This is a genomic window from Constrictibacter sp. MBR-5 (assembly GCF_040549485.1).
Taxonomy (GTDB): Bacteria; Pseudomonadota; Alphaproteobacteria; order JAJUGE01; family JAJUGE01; genus Constrictibacter.
On the sequence record NZ_JBEPTK010000003.1, the window covers coordinates 594,240 to 617,475 of the forward strand.

The 23,236-nt window shown below is 66.2% G+C and carries 18 protein-coding genes; 7 read left to right on the forward strand and 11 right to left on the reverse strand.

Features of this window, described 5'->3' with window-relative positions:
- Window positions 1-67: 67 nt before the first annotated feature.
- Complete coding sequence (locus tag ABIE65_RS09800) at window positions 68-550, forward strand: DUF305 domain-containing protein (RefSeq protein WP_354077382.1); 483 nt, start codon at window positions 68-70, stop codon at window positions 548-550.
- A 114-nt stretch (window positions 551-664) separates the two neighbouring features.
- Here the strand turns inward: ABIE65_RS09800 and ABIE65_RS09805 are convergent, their stop codons facing one another.
- The 7 genes from ABIE65_RS09805 to petA form a co-directional block, all read right to left on the reverse strand.
- On the reverse strand, window positions 665-1,060 hold the full coding sequence (locus ABIE65_RS09805; RefSeq protein ID WP_354077383.1) for a c-type cytochrome: 396 nt from the start codon (window positions 1,058-1,060) through the stop codon (window positions 665-667).
- 146 nt (window positions 1,061-1,206) lie between these two features.
- A complete protein-coding gene (locus tag ABIE65_RS09810; protein ID WP_354077384.1) occupies window positions 1,207-2,283 on the reverse strand; it encodes a YncE family protein in 1,077 nt (358 codons plus the stop codon).
- A 42-nt stretch (window positions 2,284-2,325) separates the two neighbouring features.
- A complete protein-coding gene (locus tag ABIE65_RS09815) occupies window positions 2,326-4,689 on the reverse strand; it encodes a heavy metal translocating P-type ATPase (RefSeq protein WP_354077385.1) in 2,364 nt (787 codons plus the stop codon).
- Between the two features lie 102 nt (window positions 4,690-4,791).
- Window positions 4,792-5,142: an SHOCT domain-containing protein gene (locus ABIE65_RS09820; RefSeq protein ID WP_354077386.1), complete on the reverse strand. Its 351-nt coding sequence runs from the start codon at window positions 5,140-5,142 to the stop codon at window positions 4,792-4,794.
- A gap of 236 nt (window positions 5,143-5,378) precedes the next feature.
- Window positions 5,379-5,717, reverse strand: coding sequence for a DUF5676 family membrane protein (locus ABIE65_RS09825; RefSeq protein ID WP_354077387.1), 339 nt, complete (start codon window positions 5,715-5,717; stop codon window positions 5,379-5,381).
- Window positions 5,710-6,060: a YHS domain-containing protein gene (locus ABIE65_RS09830; protein WP_354077388.1), complete on the reverse strand. Its 351-nt coding sequence runs from the start codon at window positions 6,058-6,060 to the stop codon at window positions 5,710-5,712. Before ABIE65_RS09830 ends, ABIE65_RS09825 begins: the two co-directional genes overlap by 8 nt.
- 162 nt (window positions 6,061-6,222) lie before the next feature.
- Window positions 6,223-6,786, reverse strand: a complete 564-nt coding sequence (gene petA, locus ABIE65_RS09835; RefSeq protein WP_354077389.1) for a ubiquinol-cytochrome c reductase iron-sulfur subunit — start codon at window positions 6,784-6,786, stop codon at window positions 6,223-6,225.
- A 550-nt stretch (window positions 6,787-7,336) separates the two neighbouring features.
- Between petA and ABIE65_RS09840 the strand changes: the two genes are divergently transcribed.
- The gene (locus tag ABIE65_RS09840; RefSeq protein ID WP_354077390.1) at window positions 7,337-8,023 is read left to right on the forward strand and encodes a PRC-barrel domain-containing protein; all 687 of its coding nucleotides are present in this window, start codon (window positions 7,337-7,339) and stop codon (window positions 8,021-8,023) included.
- A 331-nt stretch (window positions 8,024-8,354) separates the two neighbouring features.
- On the opposite strand, the gene ABIE65_RS09845 is transcribed toward ABIE65_RS09840, so the two are convergent.
- Entirely contained in the window at window positions 8,355-9,668 is a 1,314-nt protein-coding gene (locus ABIE65_RS09845; RefSeq protein WP_354077391.1) for an APC family permease, read from the reverse strand.
- Window positions 9,669-9,720: 52 nt separating this feature from the next.
- Window positions 9,721-10,116 carry an ion channel gene (locus ABIE65_RS09850; protein ID WP_354077392.1) on the reverse strand — a complete coding sequence of 132 codons (396 nt, stop codon included), beginning with the start codon at window positions 10,114-10,116 and terminating at the stop codon, window positions 9,721-9,723.
- Window positions 10,117-10,557: 441 nt separating this feature from the next.
- Here ABIE65_RS09850 and ppsA point away from each other — a divergent pair, with 441 nt between their 5' ends.
- From ppsA to ABIE65_RS09875, 5 genes are all read left to right on the forward strand, one after another.
- Entirely contained in the window at window positions 10,558-12,978 is a 2,421-nt protein-coding gene (gene ppsA, locus ABIE65_RS09855) for a phosphoenolpyruvate synthase (RefSeq protein ID WP_354077393.1), read from the forward strand.
- A complete protein-coding gene (locus ABIE65_RS09860; protein WP_354077394.1) occupies window positions 12,975-13,982 on the forward strand; it encodes a hydroxyacid dehydrogenase in 1,008 nt (335 codons plus the stop codon). The genes ppsA and ABIE65_RS09860 overlap by 4 nt, the downstream gene beginning before the upstream one ends.
- Window positions 13,975-16,104 (forward strand): glycogen debranching protein GlgX, encoded by a 2,130-nt coding sequence (glgX, locus tag ABIE65_RS09865; protein WP_354077396.1) that lies wholly within the window; start codon window positions 13,975-13,977, stop codon window positions 16,102-16,104. Before ABIE65_RS09860 ends, glgX begins: the two co-directional genes overlap by 8 nt.
- A 55-nt stretch (window positions 16,105-16,159) precedes the next feature.
- Complete coding sequence (locus ABIE65_RS09870; protein WP_354077397.1) at window positions 16,160-16,933, forward strand: glucose 1-dehydrogenase; 774 nt, start codon at window positions 16,160-16,162, stop codon at window positions 16,931-16,933.
- Window positions 16,934-17,013: 80 nt separating this feature from the next.
- A complete protein-coding gene (locus tag ABIE65_RS09875; protein WP_354077398.1) occupies window positions 17,014-19,755 on the forward strand; it encodes an HAD-IC family P-type ATPase in 2,742 nt (913 codons plus the stop codon).
- A gap of 115 nt (window positions 19,756-19,870) precedes the next feature.
- On the opposite strand, the gene ABIE65_RS09880 is transcribed toward ABIE65_RS09875, so the two are convergent.
- Window positions 19,871-21,499: an alpha-D-glucose phosphate-specific phosphoglucomutase gene (locus tag ABIE65_RS09880; protein WP_354077399.1), complete on the reverse strand. Its 1,629-nt coding sequence runs from the start codon at window positions 21,497-21,499 to the stop codon at window positions 19,871-19,873.
- Window positions 21,500-21,518: 19 nt separating this feature from the next.
- Window positions 21,519-23,213 (reverse strand): alpha-glucan family phosphorylase, encoded by a 1,695-nt coding sequence (gene glgP, locus ABIE65_RS09885; RefSeq protein ID WP_354077400.1) that lies wholly within the window; start codon window positions 23,211-23,213, stop codon window positions 21,519-21,521.
- Window positions 23,214-23,236: the final 23 nt, after the last annotated feature.

Here is a 23,236-nt window from a genome sequence, read left to right on the forward strand (position 1 = left end):
TCCGTCCAGTGCGGCGCTGATCACGTTATCGCAAATCATGCATCATCACGAACCAAGAGGTGTTTCAATGTCAAACTACATTCGTCTTTCATTGATGGTCGGTACATCCGTTATTCTGATGTTTGGAATAACATATTTGGAGAGCTTCCAGATCATTGATCATGCATATTTTAGTGAAACACGCGTGTTCGTGGCATTGTTGATGGGCGCCACGATGGTTGTGGTCATGATGCTCTACATGCTCGGGATGTACCCCAGCAAGGCTGCTAACATTTCAATATTTTTGGGCGCAGTTCTTGTATTCGCAGGATTGCTTTATCTGCTTCGCAGCCAGATCACGGTCGATGATGTTGACTATATGGAGGGGATGATCCCGCATCATTCGATAGCCATCTTGACAAGCGAACGGGCCCAGATCACCGATCCGCGGGTTCGCAAGCTGGCTGACGAGATCATCAAGGCGCAACGGCTCGAAATCGCCGAGATGAAGGCGTTGATCGCCGATCTCGAGGGCGGTCCTCCGGCCACACCGGAAATCGACGGTAACTAAACCAGAATTGAGCGGTAGGCGGCCGGGGCTGAACGGCGATTGTGGCGCCAACCGCACGACACGAACGGCCCCTTGGCCGGGAATCGAGATGCCCGACCGCAAGCGGCGTGCTCCTCACATGCGATGCGGCCGGTATGCGATCCCATTGGCCAGTTGCAGCTCGCGTACATAGCGAACGATCGAAGCGATGTCCTCATCGCTCATCTGCGGCTGCGCCGGCATATTGCCAAAGGGCCAGTGGTGCTGCGGCACGCCTCGTCTTGCGGCGGCGAGAAATGCGGCATCCCCGTGGTGGCCGGGGTTGTAGATGTCATGGACCAGGGGCGGCCCTTTGTCGGTTCCGGCGGCGTTACGGCCGTGACACAGCGCACAGTTGGCGTCGAACGCCGTCTTGCCTGCGGTGGCGATAGGCGAAAGCTTCGGCACGGTGACCTCGATTGTCGTGTCGGGCGACGGAGGCGCGAGGACTTTCCAACCGACGAGCGCCACCCCGGCGGCGACGACGCCCATAACCAGGACCGCCGGCAGACTGGGACGACGCCAGCTTCTGGGACCGGTGCGCTTACGTTTTCCTGTCACGGCTCACTTCTTCCGGCAACAGATGGTCTGGCACAACCCCGCATCCGCACCGCCTCTTTGAGAGGAACAGCGCGGGATCATCCGCCTGCGCCCTGGACCATTTGATGGCCCTTGCCGCCGATCGGGATGTCTCCGAGAATTTCGAGATTCCGCTGGTCGATCACCCAGATCTTGGGCTGCTCGGCGCTGGAGATGTAGAGCTTGCCCGTCCCGCGCACTACGGCCAAGTGATAGGGGGCCGGAGCCAGGGAAGCGCTGCGATCGGCACCGGTACCGAGATCGACGGCGACCACCTTGTCGTCGCCGAGGGCGGCGACAAAGAGCGTTCGGCCGTCGTCGGACAGATCGATCCCGTGGAGGGTCGAGCCAATCGGAATCGTCTTCACGACCTTCCGGTCGCCGACGTCGAGGACGGAGATCGTGCCGTCCTCCACGTTGTTGACGTAGAGAGTGGCGCCGTCGTCGGCCAATACGACATGCTCGGGGCTGCTGCCGACCACGGCGTTCGACCGGACGATCCACCGCGTCGTGTCGACCTCGCTGACCGTGTCGTTGCCGGCATTGCTGACGAAGAGCCGGTCACCGTTGGGGCCAAAGGTCGCGTAATTGGGCAGCGGTCCGGTCGCGACGGTAGCGACCAGCTCATAAGATTCCAGGTCGATGGCGCTGATTGCACCGTCATTGGGGTGGGTGACGACGGCGAACCGGCCGTCGGGGCTGACCGCAACGTGATGGACGGCACCGGGCACGTCGATGCGCCGGACCACGGACCCGTCAGCGGTCTGGATCACCGAGACAGTGCTGACGCCCGCGTCGGCTTTCGCATTGGCAGGCGCGGCGCCGTGGTGCGCAGCGTGCTCGTCTTCGGAGACGCCCGCCGGCTTCGCCACCGCTTCGCTGTCCCGCGCGCGCGTCTCGAAGCTGCCGGCGATCAGGAACCGACCGTCAGGCGTTCCGGCGAGACCGTGAACGGCCGCGAGACCGCCTATCGTGCCGACGATCTCGTCCTTCGCGGCATCGATGGCGACGATTCTGTTCTCGCCACCGAGAGGTACATAGACGAGGGGCTCGGCCATGGCGGCTTGCGCTCCCAGCACCAGCGGCATCAGCAGCCCCGTCCACGCGGTCGTCCGAAGGATTGATATGGCTTTCATGGCTTTAGGTTCTCCATTTCGAGAGAGAATCGGTGACCTTCCCTAGATCTTGACCGAACGCAGGCGCAGCGCGTTGCCGACAACGGACACGGACGACAGGCTCATCGCCGCGGCCGCAAAGATCGGCGAGATCAGGATGCCGAAGAACGGGAACAGCACGCCCGCCGCCACCGGCACGCCAGCGGCGTTGTAGACCAGGGCAAAGAACAGGTTCTGCTTGATGTTGCGCATGGTCGCGCGCGCAAGCCGCCGCGCCCGGACGATGCCGCTGAGGTCGCCCTTCACCAAAGTGAATCCGGCGCTCTCGATCGCCACGTCGGCGCCGGTGCCCATGGCGATCCCGACATCGGCCTGCGCGAGCGCGGGCGCGTCGTTGACACCGTCTCCCGCCATGGCGACCTTGCGGCCCTCGGCCTGCATCTCCTCGATTATGCGTGCCTTGTCTTCGGGCAGCACGTCGGCGCGGATCTCGTCGATGCCGAGGCGCGCCGCCACCGCCTTGGCTGTGCGCGCGTTGTCGCCGGTCGCCATAACGATGCGGAAGCCTTGTTCATGCAGCGCCTTCAGCGCAGCCGGAGTCGTCTCCTTGACCGGATCGGCGACCGACACGAGGCCGGCGATCTCCGAGCCGACGATGACGAACATCACCGTCTCGCCCTCGTCGCGCCGGGCATTCGCGGACTCCGAGAGCCCGCCGCCGTCGACGCCGAGGTCGGCGAGCAGCTTCGCGTTGCCGAGCGCCACCGGCTTGCCGTCGACGACGCCCTTCACCCCCTTGCCAGTGACCGCCTCGAATTCCTCGGCCTTGGCCAGGGAGATCCCGCGCTCCTCGGCTCCCGTGACGATCGCCTCGGCGAGCGGGTGCTCCGAGCCCCGTTCCAGGCTTGCCGCCAGGCGCAGCACCTCGTCCTCGTCATGCCCGCTTTCCGGAAGGACGGCGACGAGCTTCGGCTTGCCAACCGTCAGCGTGCCGGTCTTGTCGACGATCAGCGTATCGACCTTCGCGAAGCGCTCCAGCGCTTCGGCGTTCTTGATCAGCACGCCGGCCTGCGCGCCCCGGCCGGTCGCCGTCATGATCGACATCGGCGTGGCCAGGCCCAGCGCACAGGGGCAGGCGATGATCAGGACTGCCACCGCCGATACCAGCGCGTAGGCGAGCGCCGGCGCCGGCCCCCAGGTCGCCCAGACGACGAAGGCGACGATCGCGATCGCGATCACGGCCGGCACGAACATGCCGGCCACTGAGTCGGCGAGCTTCTGGATCGGCGCGCGCGAGCGTTGCGCATTCGCCACCATCTCGACGATCTGGCTGAGCATGGTGTCGGCGCCGACGCGCTCGGCCTCGATGATCAGGCTGCCCGTACCGTTGATCGTGGCACCGGTCACCTTCTCGCCCTCGACCTTCTCGACCGGCACCGGCTCGCCGGAGATCATCGATTCGTCAACCGAGGAGCGACCCTCTATGACGACGCCGTCGACCGGGACCTTGTCGCCCGGGCGCACGCGCAGCCGGTCGCCGACCTCGACCTCCTCGAGCGGGATCTCTTCCTCCCGCCCGTCCTCCCGGATCACGCGGGCGGTCTTCGCGGCGAGGTCCAGCAGTGCCCGGATCGCCGAGCCGGTGCGCTCGCGCGCGCGCAGCTCCATCACCTGGCCGAGCAGCACCAGGACAACGATCACCGCGCCGGCCTCGAAATAGACGCCGACATGGCCTTCGGCGTCGCGAAAGCCGGCGGGAAAGATGCCTGGCGCGAGTACGGCGACCACACTGAAGAGATAGGCCGCGCCGACGCCCATGCCGATCAGCGTGAACATGTTGAGGCTGCGGTTGATCACGGACTTGACGCCGCGCACGAAGAACGGCCAGCCGGCCCACAGGATGACCGGTGTACCCAGGATGAGCTCGATCCAGAGCGTCGTGCGCTCGCCGAGGACGTCGCGGACGACGCCGAGCCCAACGAAGGGACCCATCGTCAGCACCAGAAGAGGCACGGTGAGCACGGTGCCGACCCAGAACCGCCGCGTGAAATCGACGAGCTCGGGGTTTGGTCCCTCGTCGGCGGCGGGGTTCCCCATCGGTTCCAGCGCCATCCCGCAGATCGGGCAGTCGCCCGGCCCGTCGCGCACGATCTCCGGATGCATCGGGCAGGTGTACTTCGTGCCCGGCGGGACGCTCTCGACCGGCGCGCTCGCCGGCTCCAGGTATCTCGCCGAATCGGCCGCGAACTTGTCGTGGCACCTCTGCGAGCAGAAATGGTAGGTCTCGCCCTTATACTGCCGGGTCGGCTTGCCTGCGTTCAACTTAACCGTCATTCCGCAAACCGGATCTTTTGTGGTTCCACTTGCAACAAGGTCGGGCACATCGCGGTGATGGTGGATGTGATCATGATCCTGGGGCTTATTCATCGCCTCGTCCGGTTTATCGGCTGTGTTGACTTTGAAGTGCAGCGGCTGCGGGGAGCTGAAATAGCGCTTGGTCGGCTTCCGTTTCACGGCGAAGCGGCACTCTCAATCAGACAACAGGCGCCTGCGCTTCTCGAACTCCTCCTGATCGATCTCGCCGCGGGCGAAACGTTCTTGAAGGATATCGAGCGGCCGCCTGACTGAAGGCGATCCGGCGCCGTGGGACGTCCCGCCACCCAGCCACCGGACCGCGAGCAGGATCACCAGAATCAACCCGCCCCAGAAAAGGATCATCATGAGGGAGCCGAAAAACATGTGTCCCCATCCCCAGTCCCAGCCGGAATGCCAATAGGTCGGCCGATCTGCCGCGGCCTGTGCCAGCGCCGGCAGCGGCGCCGAGGCTGCCGCCGCTGCCGGCCCAACCGCTTTGAGTCGTTTCATCCTCAAACCCTCCATCGCGCGACCGTGACGGGCACGTTCCGATCTTGGAAGCGAGTTCATCTGCTCAGACGCGCCGGACTTGGACGCATTACAGTGCTGCGCTCTCTCGAGTCTGAAGCGTCAGCCTCATGCAGCCGCGGCGGCGGCCGCAGGGCCGTCTCGCCGATCATGATGAGGCTCACGGTGACCGTCGAAGCCGGCTGAGCCCGCTGTTCACGCAGCCATGGAGAGAGGCGCTTTCGCTGGCGAGGTCATCCTCTCTCTCTTCGGCCGCTGCGCGCGGCGAAGAAGTTGTAGAGTGGGCCGAAGACCAGGGCCACGTACCAGCCGTAGGCGAAACTCTCGGCCAGCCCGAGAAGGAAGCTCGGCCAGCTGAGCCAAGTGAAGCCCGGCAGCAGCCGCAGCCAACTCTCATACATCGCCTTCCCGGGGAACAGGAGGTCGAACCCGACGCAGAGGACGAAAGTGACCGCGAGGAACAGACCCAGGCTCATACCGAGCGCGATCACCGGGATCCGGGGCGTGGCCTGGACTGGCAGGGGCGTCCCCGAGCGCAGCGCGATGCTCGGAGAAGTTTTTGCATCAGCCATGGCTATTCTCCAGCCGCAGTTGCGGCCCTTGAGCCGCCGGCCCGACGTACTGCTCGGGTGCGGCTTCGAACATCTCCCGGCAGTCGCGTGAGCAGAAGTAGTAGACGCTGCCCTCATGGACGCTCGGCTTCGCCGCAGCGGTGCTGACGGTCTTGCCGCAGACGGGATCCACGTCCTCGGCTGGAGGAATCCACCGCAAGGTACCGGCTCCCCGGCTCTGCGGGTTTCCACCGTCCCGCTCGGCCTTGCCGTGGCCGTATCCCATGACATGGGCACCGCAACCGAAGCGCAGCATCACGAAGATGACCGCCGCCCAGATCAGAAAATAGAGAAGCTCGCTCATGAAACTGCATCCGACATTCTCAGCTTCCTCGGAGGATCGAGAACGGGTGGCGACGCCGTACTCACTTTTGACCCTGCAGCCCGTATAGACGGTGCGATACGGTGATCGTTACAGTCGGCCGCGTGGGTCCGTCCGAATTGGGCAGGCTTCAAGTCCGCCGCGCTAACCGATCCGGACGGTCGTATCGGTGACGAACTCATAGGGCGGCACTTGCAGATTGAGCGGGGCCGGGCCGCGACGGACGCGCCCCGCGGTATCGTAATGGGAGCCGTGACAGGGGCAGAACCAGCCGTCCCAGTTTCCGACCGGGTCGCCTTGCCGCTGGCCGAGCGGTACACAGCCGAGATGCGTGCAGATCCCGACGACGATCAGCCACTCCTCCCGCACCACGCGGTCGCCGTCGGTCTGGGGGTCGATCAACTCATTCAGATCGACCGCGCGGGCCTCGGCGATTCGCTCCGGCGGTCGGTGATCGATGAACACCGGCTTGCCGCGCCATTTTACGGTCACGCGCTGGCCGGGTTCGATCGGTGCCAGATCGACCTCGACGGAGGACACGGCGAGGACGTCGGCAGCGGGATTCATGCTGTCGATGAATGGCCAGAGGGCAGCGGCGCTGCCGACCGCGGCCACGGCGCCCGTGGCCAGGTACAGGAAATCACGGCGGGTGCCGGCGCCGTCCGCCGACCCGTCGTAATAGCGGCTGGAAGCGACAGTCTCGGCCATTGCTCTTCCTCCTGTCGGTGCCATGGTAGCGTCCGACGTCACGGATAAAGACGCGGCTCGAAGCACTTTCTTACGGCGGGTCCTCCCACCGCCCCGGAGCCGCGCGTCGACCTGGCGGAACCAAGGAACCGCGTCGGCCATGCGTGCGTGGGTGGGAAGGACGCACGCCCCAGCTGTAATGCGTCGTCCTCGGCGACGTCAGTTAGAGACGGTGAAGGCAATCTGGCCTGTCCGGAGAAACCGGCATGCGCTGAAGTGCATGCGGCAACGGGCTCGGCAGGCTTTCAGTGCCGGAAACCGTCGGAGGCCGTCGCCCGGCATCACTCCGGCTCTTCGGGTGGATATCCGAGGGGAAACGTCCCGGCGGATCCACGACGAAGTCATCAGAGGAGCATCGGCGATCCTCGCCTCGCCGATTTGAATGGAGGAAAGACACCATGCATACGTCTCGACTTGTCGCTTTAGCCTTCGTCGCCGCCGCCGGCGCTCCGCTGGCGGTCCGTGCGGCCGATGTGGAGAGCCTGCCGGATGGAGCCTCTCAACAGGGCAGGTGGCGCAGCAATGTCTGGCAGACCTGCGGGCGTTCGAGGATGAGCTTGCAGGTGTCGGGTTCGGCGTCTTGGCGCCAACCGGATACGGCACAGGGTACGGCAGCTACGGTATGGGCTATGGCATGTCCGGAACGCCGCGGCAGAAGATGCAGTCGCTCCGCGACGCCGCCTATGTCTATGCCTTCGACGGCGACGAGCAATCCTGCCAGACAGTGCTCGCGTCAATGCGCCAGGTCTATCAGGAGCACCAGAAGCTGGTCGGCCCCGAGAGCGACGACCCGGATGCGCGGAGGACTTGGCGTCGCGCGCACCTGGCGCAGGCGACCCCCGTCACGGAGATGGACCGCCTGATGCGCGCGGATATCGTCATCGGCGCCGACATCCGCACGCCCCAGGACCAGGAGCTGGGGGAGATCGAAGACGTCGTCTTGGATCCGGCTCGGCAGACGATCGCCTACGTCCTGGCCTCGCGTGGCGGCTTCCTCGGTTTGGGTGGAGAGCTTGTCGCCGTTCGCTGGTCCGATCTTCGCGCCTCGACAGACCATGAGATCTATGTGCTCGATGCGTCCCCTGAAGCGTTCGCAGCAGCGCCGAAGGTCGAACGGGGGAGCTTCGATCAGACGTCGGGCGACAACTGGCGCAGCACTCTGGATCAGTACTGGGCTGGTGTCGTTGGGAAGCGGTGAGGCGACGCCGCTCTGGGGCAGGCGGCGTCCACCACCTATCAGGCAGGAGCGATCTCGCGCTCCAGTTCGGGATCGCCTCCAGGATGTCGCGATTCGAATAGCGCAGGATCGCCGTCGCGCTTCCTGCCCCTTCACTACGGTGGGAGGGACCGCCCTTCTCGGCCGTCCCGGTCGCGCGGGCCGTTCCTTAGGCTGAACGGCTGCATTCTGCCGATGACGTCCGCCGTCGGGTAAGTTCCCTTCCCGTCGAGGCGGCGGCGAATCTGATCGATGCCGGCCCGGTCCGGTGTTCCCACGCCACAAATTAGCCGAACGTTCGGAGTTTCACGCTTCAGTGATCGGCGTGCGGCTTCCCGGTAGTCCAGCGTGATAGGAAGATTCGCTCATACGCGAAGACCGCGGTGATGGCCACGACAGCGATGACCACGATGAGCGGGTCGGATTGCAGTTTCGTGGCGCCGAAGACGCCGAGCACCAGCGTGTCGAGGGCGATGGCCGTGACCAGCACCCAGCCACTCGCGCCGATCTCCTGGCGCAGCCGGCGGAACACGCCCCAGTGGATCAGGATGTCCATCACCAGATAGAAGAAGGCGCCGAGCGAGGCGATGCGGCTGAGGTCGAAGAACACCGTCAGCAGCCCCGCGATCACCACCGTGTAGACCAACGTGTGCTCGCGGATCGGACCGGACATGCCGAAATGGCTGTGCGGAATCATCTCCATCTCGGTCAGCATCGCCAGCATGCGCGAGACCGCGAAGACGCTGGCGAGCAGACCCGAGGCGGTGGCGACGACCGCGAGCGCGATGGTGAAGTAGAACCCGTAAGGACCGAGCGCCGGCTCCGCCGCCTCTGCCAGCGAATAGTCCTTGGCGGCGACGATCTCGTCCAGCGAGAGACTCGAGCCGACCGCGAACGCGACGAGCAGGTAGACGACCACGCAGATCGCGATGGAGAAGACGATCGTGCGGCCTACATTGCGGTGCGGATCGACGATCTCGGCGCCGCTGTTGGTGATCGTGGTGAAGCCTTTGAACGCGAGGATCGAAAGCGCGATCGACGCCATAAAGCCGGCGATCGGGATGGTTTCCGGCGAACCGGATGCCGGCGCGAACGCAAACCCGCTGGCCGCGAGCGCCGCGATGCCGAAGACCGCGATGCCGCCGATCTTCAGGAACGCCATGACCACCGAGAACAGGCCGACGGAGCGGTTGCCCGATCTGTTGACCAGGTAGGCGAAGACGATCAGCCCGACGCCGAGCACTGGTACAAGGATACTACCGGCATCCAGATTGAATGGCCTGAGGACATAGGTGCCGAAGGTGCGGGCGACGAGGCTCTCGTTGATCACCATGGAGAGCGCCATCAGCAGCGATGCCGCCGCCGCGACCGCGCCGGGCCCATAGGCCTTCTGCAGGATCATCGCGATCCCGCCGGCTGACGGGAAAGCATTCGACATCTTGACATAGGTATAGGCGCTGAACCCGGTGACGATCCCGCCGGCGACGAAGGAGAGCGGGAACCAGGGTCCCGCCAGTTCCGCGATCTGCCCGGTGAGCGCGAAGATGCCGGCGCCGATCATGACGCCGGTTCCCATCGAGACGGCACCGGTGAGGGTGATGCTGTTCGCCTGGTAATCGGATTTCATCGTGTGCCCGTCTGTCTCGGTTCCGGCGTGGCCCGGAAAGGTGTCATGGATGTCATGGCGCATTTCCGCCGGGCTTCCTATCCGCAGCGAGGCCGCCCGGCTCGGTGCAAGGCTGCCAGGGCCAGAGATGCCCCATGGCGATATAGATGAAAGAGCCCGACCAGGCGATCAACAGGAGACCGTTCAAGGCCTCGACACCGGTGATGAATTGAAGGTGGCCGCTGGGAAAGACGTCGCCGAGTCCCAGCGAGGTATAGCTCACGATCGAAAAATAGAAATAGTCGAGCGGATCAGCGATGGTCCGACCGCCGAAGTCGCCGAGGGCAAGCGCACCACTGGCGAGCGCATAGGCACCCGCGTACACAGCCACCTCGACGAAGTGGGTCATCAGCGCCACCAGGACGATGACCAGAATACGCACGCCGGCGGTCATTGCGATGCGCGCCATCCCTCCGGAAAGCCAGCGCAGCACAGTGAAAAAGGAATGTCGCGACGACGAGCGACACCGCCATGATTACTGCAACGATCATCTCGGACTCCGGTTGATCTGAATAGGTCGGATTCTTCGCGCCGTCTTCAGCGGCTTAGCGTATGGAAGCAAGGGCAATGCAGAGCTGACGTTTTGATCGCGCCGTCTCCCTGTATCCGATGCAGCAGGCGCCCTCCGGTCGGACCTTTCAGAGCAGCCGATGAATTTCTGTGACCGGCGGGCGCCCTCGCGGCTCCCGGAGCGTCGCGGCGCCGCTGTAAGGCACGACGCCCAGTCGCGTCCTTGAAAGAGAAGCCGACCTGCCACCGTCAGGACCGAAAGCGCCCGGTTCACTCAAGGCCGAAGTGGGGCGGCACGGAGGCGGCGCAGGATCTCGGCCCGATCACGAGGAGCACAGCGATGACCGAACAACGCACAGCCTGGTTCGACACCCTGACCGTACGCGATGTCCCGCGCGTCGGCGGCAAGAACGCGTCGCTTGGCGAAATGGTCCGTACGCTGAAGGACAAGGGCGTGCGGGTTCCCGACGGCTTCGCCACCACGGCCGCCGCCTTCCGTGAATACGTCGCGGCCAACGGCCTCGAGGCGGAGCTGCGCGCGCGCATCGAGGCGCTGAAGAGCGGCAAGGCTTCGCTGCACGAGACCGGCGAGGCGATCCGCAGGCTGTTCCTCGACGCCGAATTCCCGGAGCCGATCGCCGAGGCAATTAAGGAGGCCTATCGAGAGCTGTCGCGGCGCGGCGAGCAGCGCGAGGTCAGCGTCGCCGTGCGCTCCAGCGCCACCGCCGAGGATCTGCCGCAGGCGAGCTTCGCCGGTCAGCAGGAGACCTTCCTCAACGTGCGCGGCGAGCGCGCCCTGCTCGACGCCTGCCGGCGCTGCTACGCCTCGCTGTTCACCGACCGCGCCATCAGCTACCGCGAGACCCAGGGCTTCGACCATCTGGAAGTGGCGCTGTCGATCGGCGTCCAGCGGATGGTCCGCTCCGACCTTGCCGGATCGGGCGTCATGTTCTCGATCGACACCGAGACCGGTTTTCCCGGCGTCGCGGTGATCAGCGCCGCCTGGGGTCTCGGCGAGACCGTGGTCCAGGGCGCCGTCGACCCGGACAAGTACCTGGTGTTCAAGCCCCTGCTCGGCGACGGCCGCCATACGCCGATCATTGAGAAGACGCTGGGCGCCAAGGAGACCAAGATGATCTACGCGACCGGCGGCAGCACCCGCACCGCGACGGTCGCGACCACTCAGAAGGAGCGGCAGGCCTTCGTCCTCGCCGAGGCGGAGATCCTCGAGCTCGGCCGATGGGCGGCGATCATCGAGGACCACTACGGCCGCCCGATGGACATGGAATGGGCCAAGGACGGCGAGACGGGCGAGCTCTACATGGTCCAGGCGCGGCCGGAGACGGTGCAGTCCTCCCGGCAGACCGGCCAGTTCAGGACCTATCGGCTGAAAGAGAAGGGCATGCCGATCCTTACCGGCTCGGCGATCGGCGAGGCGATCGCCGCCGGTCCCGTCTGCGCCATCCGCAGCGCCGCCGACATCGACCGCTTCCGCGACGGCGCCATCCTTGTCACCGGGATGACCGATCCGGACTGGGTTCCGATCATGAAGAGGGCGGCCGGGATCATCACCGACCATGGCGGCACGACCAGCCACGCCGCCATCGTCAGCCGCGAGCTCGGCGTCCCCGCCATCGTCGGCACCGGCCACGGCACCGAGCTGCTGCGCGACGGCCAGGAAATCACGCTCTCCTGCGCCGAGGGAGACCGGGGCGTGGTCTATGACGGCATCCTGCCGTTCGAAGCGACCGAGGTAGACCTCTCCGACCTGCCAGCGACCCGCACGGCGATGCTGGTGAACATTGCCAGCCCCGCCGCCGCCTTCCGCTGGTGGCGCCTGCCGGCCAGGGGCGTCGGGCTGGCGCGGATGGAGTTCATCATCAACAACCTGATCAAGATCCATCCGATGGCGCTGGTCCATCCGGAGCGGGTGGCCGACCCGGCGGTGCGGCGCGAGATCCGCGACCTGACCCGCGGCTGGGAAGACCCGAAAGACTATTTCGTCGAGACGCTGGCGCTCGGCATCGCCAAGCTCGCCGCCCCCTATCATCCGCACCCGGTGATCGTGCGCTTGAGCGACTTCAAGACCAACGAATATGCCCATCTCCTCGGCGGCGCCGCCTTCGAACCCGAGGAGGAGAACCCGATGCTCGGCTGGCGCGGCGCCTCGCGCTATTACGACGAGCGTTACCGGGACGGCTTCGCCCTCGAATGCCGCGCACTCAAAAAGGTGCGCGAGACGATCGGGCTGACCAATGTCATCGTCATGGTGCCGTTCTGCCGGACGCCGGAGGAGGCGGACCGCGTGCTGGCAGTCATGGCCGAGAACGGGCTGTCGCGCGGCGAGAACGGCCTCGAAATCTACATGATGTGCGAGATTCCGTCGAACGTGTTCCTGGCGGAGGAGTTCGCGGAACGCTTCGACGGCTTCTCGATTGGCTCGAACGACCTGACCCAGCTCGTGCTCGGGGTGGACCGTGACTCGGGCGAGCTCGCGCCGCTGTTCGACGAGCGCAACGAGGCGGTCAAGCGCGCGGTGCGGGAGGCGATCGCCAAGGCGCACGCAGCCGGCATCAAGATCGGCATCTGCGGCCAGGCGCCGAGCAACTATCCCGACTTCGCCGCCTTCCTGGTCGAGGAGGGGATCGATTCAATCTCGCTTAATCCCGACAGCTTCGTCGCCACCGTGCGCCGCGTGGCAGAAGAGGAGGAACGGCTCGGCGCGGCGACGGCACCCCGCGCGGGCGAGGCTGTACGATGAAGGTTGTCGTCTTCGAGACCGAGGAATGGGAGCACCAGGCCTGCCTGCGGCTGAAGCCGGCGCACGAGCTGAGCTGCACGCGCGAGCCCCTCGATGCTCGCACGGCCGCAACTCACGCGGACGCCGAGATCGTCAGCACCTTCGTTAACTCGAAGCTCAGCGCCGACGTGCTGGCGCAGTTCCCTTCGCTCAAGCTGATCGCGACCCGCTCGACCGGTTACGACCATATCGACCTCGGCTGGTGTGCCGCGCACGGTGTGGCGGTGGCGAATGTGCCCGACTACGGCGATTCAACCGTGGCGGAGCATGCCTTTGCGCTGCTCCTCGCCGTGGCGCGGAGCCTGGTCGAGGCGGTCGAGCGGACCCGCCGCGGCAACTTCTCGCAGGCCGGGCTGCGCGGCTTCGAGTTGCGCGGGAAGACGCTCGGCGTGATCGGCACGGGGCGGATCGGGCGGCGCGCGATCGAGATCGCCCGCGGCTTCGGCATGACGGTCATCGCTCACGATCTCTACCCAGACGCTGACGCGGCGAGCCGTCTCGGCTTCTGCTATGCCGACCTCGACGAGGTGCTGGCTGCGGCGGACGCGCTGACGCTCCACGTGCCGGCGACGCCGGGCTCCGCGAGCCTGATCTCCGACCGCGAGTTCGGCCTGATGAAGCCGGGCGCGATCCTGATCAACACGGCGCGCGGCAATGTCGTCGACGTGCCGGCGTTGGTCCGGGCGCTTTCCGACGGGAGGCTGCGGGCCGCCGGGCTCGACGTCCTGCCGCAGGAGCCGCTGATCCGCGAGGAGGCGCAGATCTTCCGTGAGGCGTGGACCGAAGGCCACGACCTGAAGGCGCTCGTCGCCAACCACGTGCTGCTGCGCTTCCCGAACGTGATCGTCACGCCGCACAACGCCTACAACACGGAAAGCGCGGTGCGACGCATCATCGAGACCACGCTGGAGAACATCGAGGCCTTCGTCCGTGGCGAGCCGCGCAATTTGGTCACCCATGGCTGACGACAAGGCCGCCGGAGCGCCCGTCGGTGTCCATGGGAGGCGTCAGGCGCCGCCTCCATCACACGAACCGGCACAGGCAGCTTCCACACCGGCGGAGCCGGACAGCGGCCCCGTCCGGATCGACCGCGGTGAGCCGCTGCCGCTCGGGCTGCACGATTGCCGCGACGGCTTGAACATCGCGGTGTTCAGCCGGCACGCCACGGCCATGACCCTGCTTCTATACGAGACGGCCGCCGGGACCCAGCCGAGCGCCCGGTTCCCTCTCGATGCCCGGTGTCACCGGACCGGCGACATCTGGCATGCCAGCTTGACGGGAGACCTTCGCGGGAAGCTCTATGCTCTGCAGGCCGACGGGCCTCGTTCGCGGGCTGGCGGAGACGAGTTCGATCCTCATCGAACGCTGCTCGATCCCTACGCCGCCGCCGTCACAGACCTGTCCGCCGGTTCGCGTGGCCGCTGCGTCATCGCCGACCAGCGCTTCGACTGGGCTGACGAGGCACCGCTCCGCCATCCCTGGAGCGAGACGATCCTCTACGAGACCCACGTGCGCGGGCTCACGATCGACCCGTCCTCCGGAGTCCGCCGACCGGGGGAATATCTCGGCGTCGTCGAGAAGATCCCCTATCTGCGGGAGCTCGGCGTCACGGCGATCGAGCTGATGCCGGTCCAGGCCTTCGACCCGGATGCGGTCGAAGGGCTCAACCCGCTGAGAGGCGAGCGGCTGCGCGATTATTGGGGCTACAATCCCGTCGCCCTGTTTGCACCTATGCCGGGCTATGCCGGCGATGTCGCGCCGGGCGGCGAGCTCGTCGCCTTCAAGACCATGGTCCGGGAGCTTCACCGGGCAGGCATCGAGGTCATCCTCGACGTCGTCTTCAACCACACGGGGGAAGGAGGGAAGAACGGTCCGACCTACAGCTTTCGGGGGCTCGACAATTCGATCTACTACGTCCTGACGCCCGATGGGGAATACGTGGACTATACCGGCTGCGGCAACACGCTGAACTGCAACCATCCGGTGGTGCGCAGCATGGTCGTCGACTGCCTGCGGCACTGGGTGATCCACTGCCACGTCGACGGCTTCCGCTTCGACCTCGCTTCGGTGCTCGGGCGGGATGAGCAAGGCAACCTGCTGGCGAACCCGCCTCTGCTCGAACAGATCGCCGAGGACCCGATCCTGCGCGACGTCAAGCTGATCGCCGAAGCCTGGGACGCCGGAGGCGCCTTCCAGGTCGGCCGCTTCCCCGGCCGCCGCTGGGCCGAATGGAACTGCCATTTCCGCGACGATGTTCGCCGCTTCTGGCGCGGTGACCCGGGCATGACGGGCGCCTTCGCGACCAGGCTCGCCGGCAGCAGCGATCTCTACCAGCACGGCGGCGAAACCCCCCTCAACAGTGTCAACTTCATCACCAGCCATGACGGCTTCACGCTCAACGACCTGGTCAGCTATGCGCGCAAGCACAACGAGGCAAATGGCGAGGACGATCGCGACGGCCTCGACGAGAACTACAGCGACAACAACGGCGCCGAAGGGCCGACCGACGATCCGCACATCGACGCGATGCGGCTGCGCCAGATCAGGAACCTGCTCGCCACGCTCCTGCTGTCGCGCGGCGTGCCGATGCTGCTCGGCGGCGACGAGTTCCGTCGGAGCCAGGCGGGCAACAACAACGCCTATTGCCAGGACAATGCGATCTCCTGGTACGACTGGTCGCTGGCGGAGCGGAATGGCGAGCTCGTGCAGTTCGTTCGGCGGCTGATCGCGCTGCGCAAGGCGCATCCGGTCCTGCGCTCCGAATCCTTCTACACGGACGGGGAGATCAACTGGTTCGGACCAGCAGGGCAAGAGCCCGACTGGAACGGGGCCGACAACCGGCTCGGCTGTCTCGTGCGGGGCAGCGACGTCGCACTCTGCCTGCTCTTCAACGCCTCTCCTGTCCGATGCCGGTTCGTCGTGCCGGCGCCGCCAGGGCGAGGATGGGAGGTGGTGATCGACACGTCGAAGGAGCAAACCACCGCCGACACTTCGTTCGGCGCCGGGCACCGGATGAATGCTGCGGGCGAGATCTGGCTCGATGCGTGCACGACAGTCGTCGCTGTCAGCCGCTCCAAAGAAGCGTAGCTCAGGAAACCTGAGGCGGGTTCTCGGCCTGCCGGAATCGAGGGGAGTCTAAAAGATGAGCAGAGTGCGAGACAAGGTGGCGATCGTGACAGGAGCCGCGCTGGGGCTGGGCGAGGCCTCGGCGCGGATGCTGGCGCGGGAGGGCGCGAAGGTGGTCGTCACCGACATCAAGGATGAGGAAGGCGAGCGGGTGGCGCAGGCCATTGCCGAGGCCGGCGGCGAGGCGATGTACCTTCACCACGACGTCGCCGTGGAGAGCGCCTGGGAGCAGGTGGTGCAGACCGCCCTCGACCGGTTCGGGCGGCTCGACGTGCTCGTCAACAATGCCGGTGTCGGCTGGGGCGGGCCGCCGGAGGAGGAGACGCTGGAGCGCTGGCGCCGCCTGATGAGCGTCAATCTCGACGGCGTGTTCCTCGGCACCAAGCATGCGATCCTGGCGATGAAGCGGAACAAGCCGGGCGGCTCGATCATCAACCTGTCCTCGATCGAGGGGCTGGTCGGCGATCCCAATCTCGGGGCCTATAACGCCTCGAAGGGCGGCGTGCGGCTCTACACCAAGTCGACGGCGCTTTATTGCGCCAAAGCGGGGCTGAGCATCCGGGTCAACTCGATCCACCCCGGCTATATCTGGACGCCGATGGTCGAGAACTACCTTGCCGAGAACGGGGACGTCGAGGAGGGCCGGCAGACCCTGAACGCCCTGCACCCGATCGGTCATGTCGGCGAACCGGACGACATCGCCTTCGGCGTACTCTATCTCGCCTCGGACGAGTCGAAATTCGTCACTGGCACCGAACTGGTGATCGACGGCGGCTACACCGCCCAATAAGCGGCCTCCCGCCGCGACATCCGTTCACTCGCCGGCTTCGAACTCCCCCTGCGCGCCAGCCTTCAGCGCCGAGCAATGCAATGACCGACCTTATTCAGCAGCAATCGGCCGCCATGAATCCGGCTCAGCCCTGGCACGCCGTTCCCGTCGAGGAGGCTTTGCAGGTGCTTGCAACCGGCCACGACGGTCTGGACGGGCAAGAAGCCTCCCGGCGGCTTGCCGGGCACGGCCGCAACCGCCTGCCGGTAGCCAAGCCGCGCAGCGCGCTCCGCCGCTTCCTCGCCCAGTTCGACAACCTGCTGATCTACGTACTGCTTGCCTCCGCGGCGATCACCCTGGCGCTCGGCCACGGCACCGATGCGGCGGTGATCGCGGCCGTCGTGCTCCTCAATGCCGCGATCGGCTTCGTGCAGGAGGGTCGCGCCGAGCGGGCGCTCAGTGCCATCCGCGGCATGCTGGCGCCGCACGCCTCGGTAATGCGCGGCGGGCATCGCCTCACAGTCGAGGCGGAGACTCTGGTCCCGGGCGACCTCGTGCTGCTCGATCCCGGCGACCGGGTCCCGGCCGACCTCCGTCTTCTTCGGACACGCAATCTGCGGATCGAGGAGGCGGCGCTGACCGGTGAATCGGTTCCGGTCGACAAATCACCGGCGCCGGTCGCTGCCGAAGCGCCGCTCGGCGATCGCAATTCCGTCGCCTTCTCGGGCACGCTGGTCGCAGTGGGCCGGGGCGCCGGCGTGGTCGTCGCCACCGGCGCCGACACCGAGATCGGGCGCGTCAGCGCCCTGGTCGGTGCGGTCGAGACGCTCAGAACGCCGCTGCTGCGCCAAATGGACGGCTTCGCACGGCGCCTCACGGTCGTCATCCTCGGCCTGTCGGCGGCGGTCTTCGCGTTTGCCGTACTCGCCCGCGGCTACGCCACAGAGGACGCCTTCCTGGTTGTAGTCGGCTTGGCGGTGGCGGCGATCCCCGAGGGACTGCCGGCGGTGATGACGATCGCGCTCGCGATAGGGGTGCGGCGCATGGCGGCGCGTAACGCCATCATCCGGCGCCTGCCTGCTGTCGAGACTCTGGGCTCGGTCTCGATCATCTGCACCGACAAGACGGGTACGCTGACGCGAAACGAGATGACGGTGGCGGCGGCCGCGACATCCGTCGACACCTTCGCCGTGAGCGGCGAAGGCTACGGCCCGATCGGCGCCATCCGACGGGACGGGGAGGAGGTCGATCCGGAGATCCATCCGCCGCTCGTCGAGCTGGCGCGCGCGGCCCTGCTCTGCAACGACGCGGCCCTCCGGCGGACCGAGGGCGGATGGGTGGTGGACGGCGACCCGATGGAGGGCGCTCTGGTCGCTTTTGCGATGAAGACGGAGATCGACGTCGAGACACTGCGCCGCGAACTCCCGCGGACGGACGAGATTCCCTTCGACGCCCAGCATCGCTTCATGGCGACGCTGCACCACGATCATGATGGCGCGGTTTTCCTCTGCCTCAAGGGGGCGCCGGAGCGTGTGCTCGCGATGTGCGATCGCCAGCGTGGTCCCGCGGGCGACGAGCCCCTGGACCGGGCCATCTGGCGGGAGCGGGTGGAGGCGCTGGCAGCGCTCGGACAACGGGTGCTCGCCGTCGCCACCAAGCCGATGCCGCGGCAAATGCACACTCTCGCTTTCGCCGACGCCGAGGGCGGCCTGACGCTGTTGGGCCTGCTCGGTCTGATCGACCCACCGCGCGAAGAGGCCGTCACGGCGGTGCGCGACTGCCAGGCGGCGGGCATCCGGGTCAAGATGATCACCGGTGACCACGCCGCGACCGCCGCCGCCATCGCCCGGCAGATCGGGATCGTAAATTCCGACTTCGTCGCCACCGGCGCAGAACTCGACGAACTCGACGATGCAGCCCTGCGCCGCACGGCGCACGATACCGACGTCTTTGCCCGCACCACGCCGGAGCACAAGCTGCGCCTGGTCGAGGCGCTTCAGGCCGACGGTGCGGTGCTGGCGATGACCGGCGACGGGGTTAACGACGCCCCGGCGCTGAAGCGCGCCGATGTCGGCGTCGCGATGGGGCGAAAGGGTACGGAGGCCGCCAAGGAAGCGGCCGAGATGGTGCTTGCCGACGACAATTTCGCCTCCATCGTCGCCGCCGTGCGCGAAGGCCGGACCGTCTTCGACAACGTCAAGAAGGTGATTGCCTGGACGCTGCCGACCAACGGCGGCGAGGCGCTGACTATCATCGGCGCCATCCTGATCGGGCTGACGCTGCCGATGACTGCGGTGCAGATCCTGTGGATAAACATGGTCACCGCGCTGGCGCTCGGGCTCACCCTGGCGTTCGAGCCGACCGAGCCCGGTACCATGCGCCGGCCACCTCGCGCGGCCGGCGAGCCGCTGCTGTCGCGATTCGTGGTCTGGCGGATCGTCTTCGTGTCGATCTTGTTCGTGATCGGGACGTTCGGAATGTTTTTCTGGGCCGAACGTCGAGGACTGTCGCTGGAGGAAGCGCGCACGCTGGTGGTCAACACCATCGTGGTGATGGAGATTTTCTATCTGTTCAGCGTGCGCTTCCAGCATGGTCCCTCTCTCACTTGGTCCGGCGTCCTGGGCACTCCGGCGGTGCTGATCGGTGTCGGAGTCGTCGTGCTTCTCCAACTCGCTTTCACCTATGCGCCGCCTCTCCAGGCCCTGTTCGATACAAGGCCGGTGGGACCGTCGGACGGACTGGCGGTGGTGGGCACAGGAATCGCCCTGTTGGCCATTCTCGAAATCGAGAAGCTGGTTCGGCGAATCTGCAGGCGCCTACGCCTTCGTGGTCAGACCGCATGAGGAGAACACTTCCCTCAGATCGGATGGGAGGTCGAATGGCCGAAGGACGGGCTGTGCCGGGACGTTTGACAGCTCAGGTATCCGCCGTCCGAAAACCCCTGCGCCCTTGTGCCGCTCAGGTGATCACGGACGGTTTATCCCGCCGGGCGGAGAACCCCGCGAACTCGCGCGCCATGGCCGCAAGGTCGGCCAACGCCGATTGCACATCCTGGTCGTGCCGACCCGGATTTGATTCATAGCGTTCAAGATAAATCCGCAGGATCGCGCTGCCAGTTCCCGTGCCGGACAGCCGGTAGACGATGCGAGAGCCGTCGTCGAAGAGAAGGCGGACACCCTGGTGGGGTGTCACACGGTGATCCACGGGATCCGTGTAGCTGAAGTCGTCTCCCAGACGGATCGTCAACCCGCCGAGTCGGCGTCCGCTCAATTCGCCGATTCGGGCGCGAAGCGCGCCCATGATCACGTTCGCGGCTTCGCTGTCGATATCCTCATAGTCGTGCCGGGAATAGAAGTGGCGTCCATATCTCCGCCAGTGATCCCGCACGATCTCCGCCAGCGGTTGCCGGCGTTCGGCCAGGATGCTCAGCCACAGCAGCACCGCCCATAGGCCATCCTTCTCGCGGACGTGGTCCGAACCCGTTCCGAAACTCTCCTCGCCGCATAATGTGACCTTGCCGGCGTCAAGCAGACTGCCGAAGAACTTCCAGCCGGTCGGCGTCTCGAAGCAGGGGATGCCGAGCTCCTCGGCGACCCGGTCGACCGCACGGCTGGTCGGCATCGAGCGCGCGACGCCGACCAGCCCGGCGCGGTAGCCTGGAGCGAGGTGCGCATTGGCGGCGAGAACCGCCAGGCTGTCGCTCGGGGTCACGAAGAAGCCGGGTCCAAGTATCATGTTGCGATCGCCGTCGCCGTCGGAGGCCGCCCCGAAATCCGGCGCATCCGCGCCATTCATGGCCTCGACCAGTTCCCACGCGCGGACCAGGTTCGGGTCGGGCTTGCCGCCGCCGAAGTCCGGCAGCGGCACCCCGTTTACGACGGTGCCGGCCGGGGCGCCGAGACGGTCCTCCAGGATCGCACGGGCATAGGGGCCCGTGACCGCGTGCATGGCGTCGAACCGCATCCGAAAGACGCCGGACCCGAGAAACTCTCGGAGGCGCTCGAAATCGAACAGCGTCTCCATCAGCGCCGCGTAGTCGGCGACGGGATCGACGACTTCGATCACCGTGTCGCCGAGGGCGGTCACGCCGAGCCGGTCGATGTCGACGTCCGGCGCGTCGACGGTACGATACGCCTCGATCCTCAGGCTCTGCGCATAGATCGCGTCGGTCAGAGCCTCCGGCGCCGCGCCGCCGTTCGCAGCGTTGTACTTGATCCCGAAATCCCCCTCGGGGCCGCCGGGGTTATGGCTCGCCGATAGGATCAGGCCGCCGAAGGCGCGTTGCTTGCGGATGAGATGGGAGGCGGCGGGCGTCGACAACAGGCCCTGTCGGCCGACGATGATGCGGCCGAAACCGCTCGCCGCCGCCATCCTGAGCACGGTCTGGATGGCGCGGCGATTGTAGTACCGACCATCGCCGCCGACGACGAGGCTTCGTCCACGATGGTCGCCCACGGCGTCGAAGATCGCCTGTACGAAGTTCTCTAGGTAGTGCGGCTGCCGGAACACCGAGACCTTCTTGCGCAGCCCAGACGTGCCCGGTCGCTGATCGGGAAAGGGGCGCGTGGGGACTGTGCGAATGTTCATCGTTTTCGGCAATCGGGAACTAGCGGAGGTAAGCTTCGCTCGCATAGCGGCGCATCATGCGCTGGCTGTTGAAGCGGGGACCGATCTTGCTGATCGAGTCCTTCATCATCCGGATCCAGCGACCACGGTCGGCGTGATAGAGCGGCAGGACCGTTCGTTCGAGCTTGTCGTAGAGGTCCTGGGCATCGTCCTCATGGCGCTGGTCGTCCTGGCCGATCGCCCAGCCGGTCACCCCCTCGACCCAGGCCTCGATCCACCAGCCGTCGAGGACGCTCAGGTTGAGGACGCCGTTCAGCGCCGCCTTCATCCCGCTGGTGCCCGACGCCTCGTAGGGCGGCAGCGGCGTGTTCAGCCACACGTCCGCACCGGCGACGAGTTTTTTCGCGAGTGTCATGTCGTAGTTCGGCAGGAATGCCATCGGGATGTCGCCCGCCAGGCTGCGCATGTGGGCGTGGATTTCGGCGATCAGAGCCTTGCCGCCCTCGTCGCGCGGATGCGCCTTCCCTGCCATTACCACCTGAAACGGATGCGTGCGGTTGATCGCCCGCAGCCGCTCCAGGTCCGTAAACAGCAGGTCCGGGCGCTTGTAGCCGGTCATTCGGCGGGCGAAGGCGATCACTGGCACGTCCGGCCTCATCGCCACGCCGGCCAGAGGCTGGATCTCGGCGAGCAGGTCGCCTTTGGCTTCCTGATGTGCCGTCCAGACGGCGTCGTCCGAAAGCTGGTCCGCCCCCAACAGTTCCTCCGGATCGTGCCCCCAGTCAGGGGCGATCTCCTGAAACAGCCGGACAAAGGCCGGGTGTGTCCAGGTCGGAGCGTGCACACCGTTGGTCACCGCCCGGATCCCGTAGCCAGGAAACATGCGCCGCGCCGTCTCGGCGTGGCGCATCGCGACCCCGTTCACGTATCCGCTCAGATTGAGCGCCAGGCGCGTCATGTTCAGGCGGTCGGGTCCCGCCAGCAGCTTCATCTGGTCCAGCGGTAGAAAGTCGCCGAGCAGACGCTCCGCATCTTCGTAGTCGAAGCGGTCGTGGCCGGCCTCGACGGGCGTATGGGTGGTGAAGACGCAGCGTTCGCGCACCCTGTCGGCATCGTAGCGCAGTGCACCGTCGCTCGGCCGGTCGCTCGGATGCCGATGCTCGCGCAATAGGCCAGCCGCGAGCAGCGCGGCGTGGCCCTCGTTGAGGTGATAGGTCTCGATGTCGAAGCCGAGCGCGTGCAGGATTCGCATGCCGCCGACACCGAGCAAGATCTCCTGCTTGAGACGGTAGGCTTCGTCGCCGCCGTAGAGGCGATCGCTGATCGCGCGGTCGACGGGATCGTTGTGCTCCAGTCTTGTGTCGAGCAGGAGGACCGGGATCGCATGTCCGACCGGGCAGGTCAGAACGTACAGCCACGGCCGTACCCAAACCGCACGCCCTTCGATCCGAACGGCCACCATGGCGTCGAGCGGTGTCGCCCAATCCGCCAAATCCCACGGATCGGCGTGATCGACCTGCCGGCCGTCGCCATCGATCTCTTGGCGCAGATAACCCTCCCGGCTGGCGAGGGTCAGGAAGACCATCGGCAGTTCGAGGTCGGCGCACGACCGGGCGGTGTCGCCGGCGAGCACGCCAAGCCCGCCGGAATAGGTATGCATTTCCGGACGAAGGGCGATCTCCATCGAGAAATAGGCGATCCTCCTGCGCGGGAGAAAGGGGTCAATCGGCGACATTGCTTGGCTCCCTCAGCCGGAGA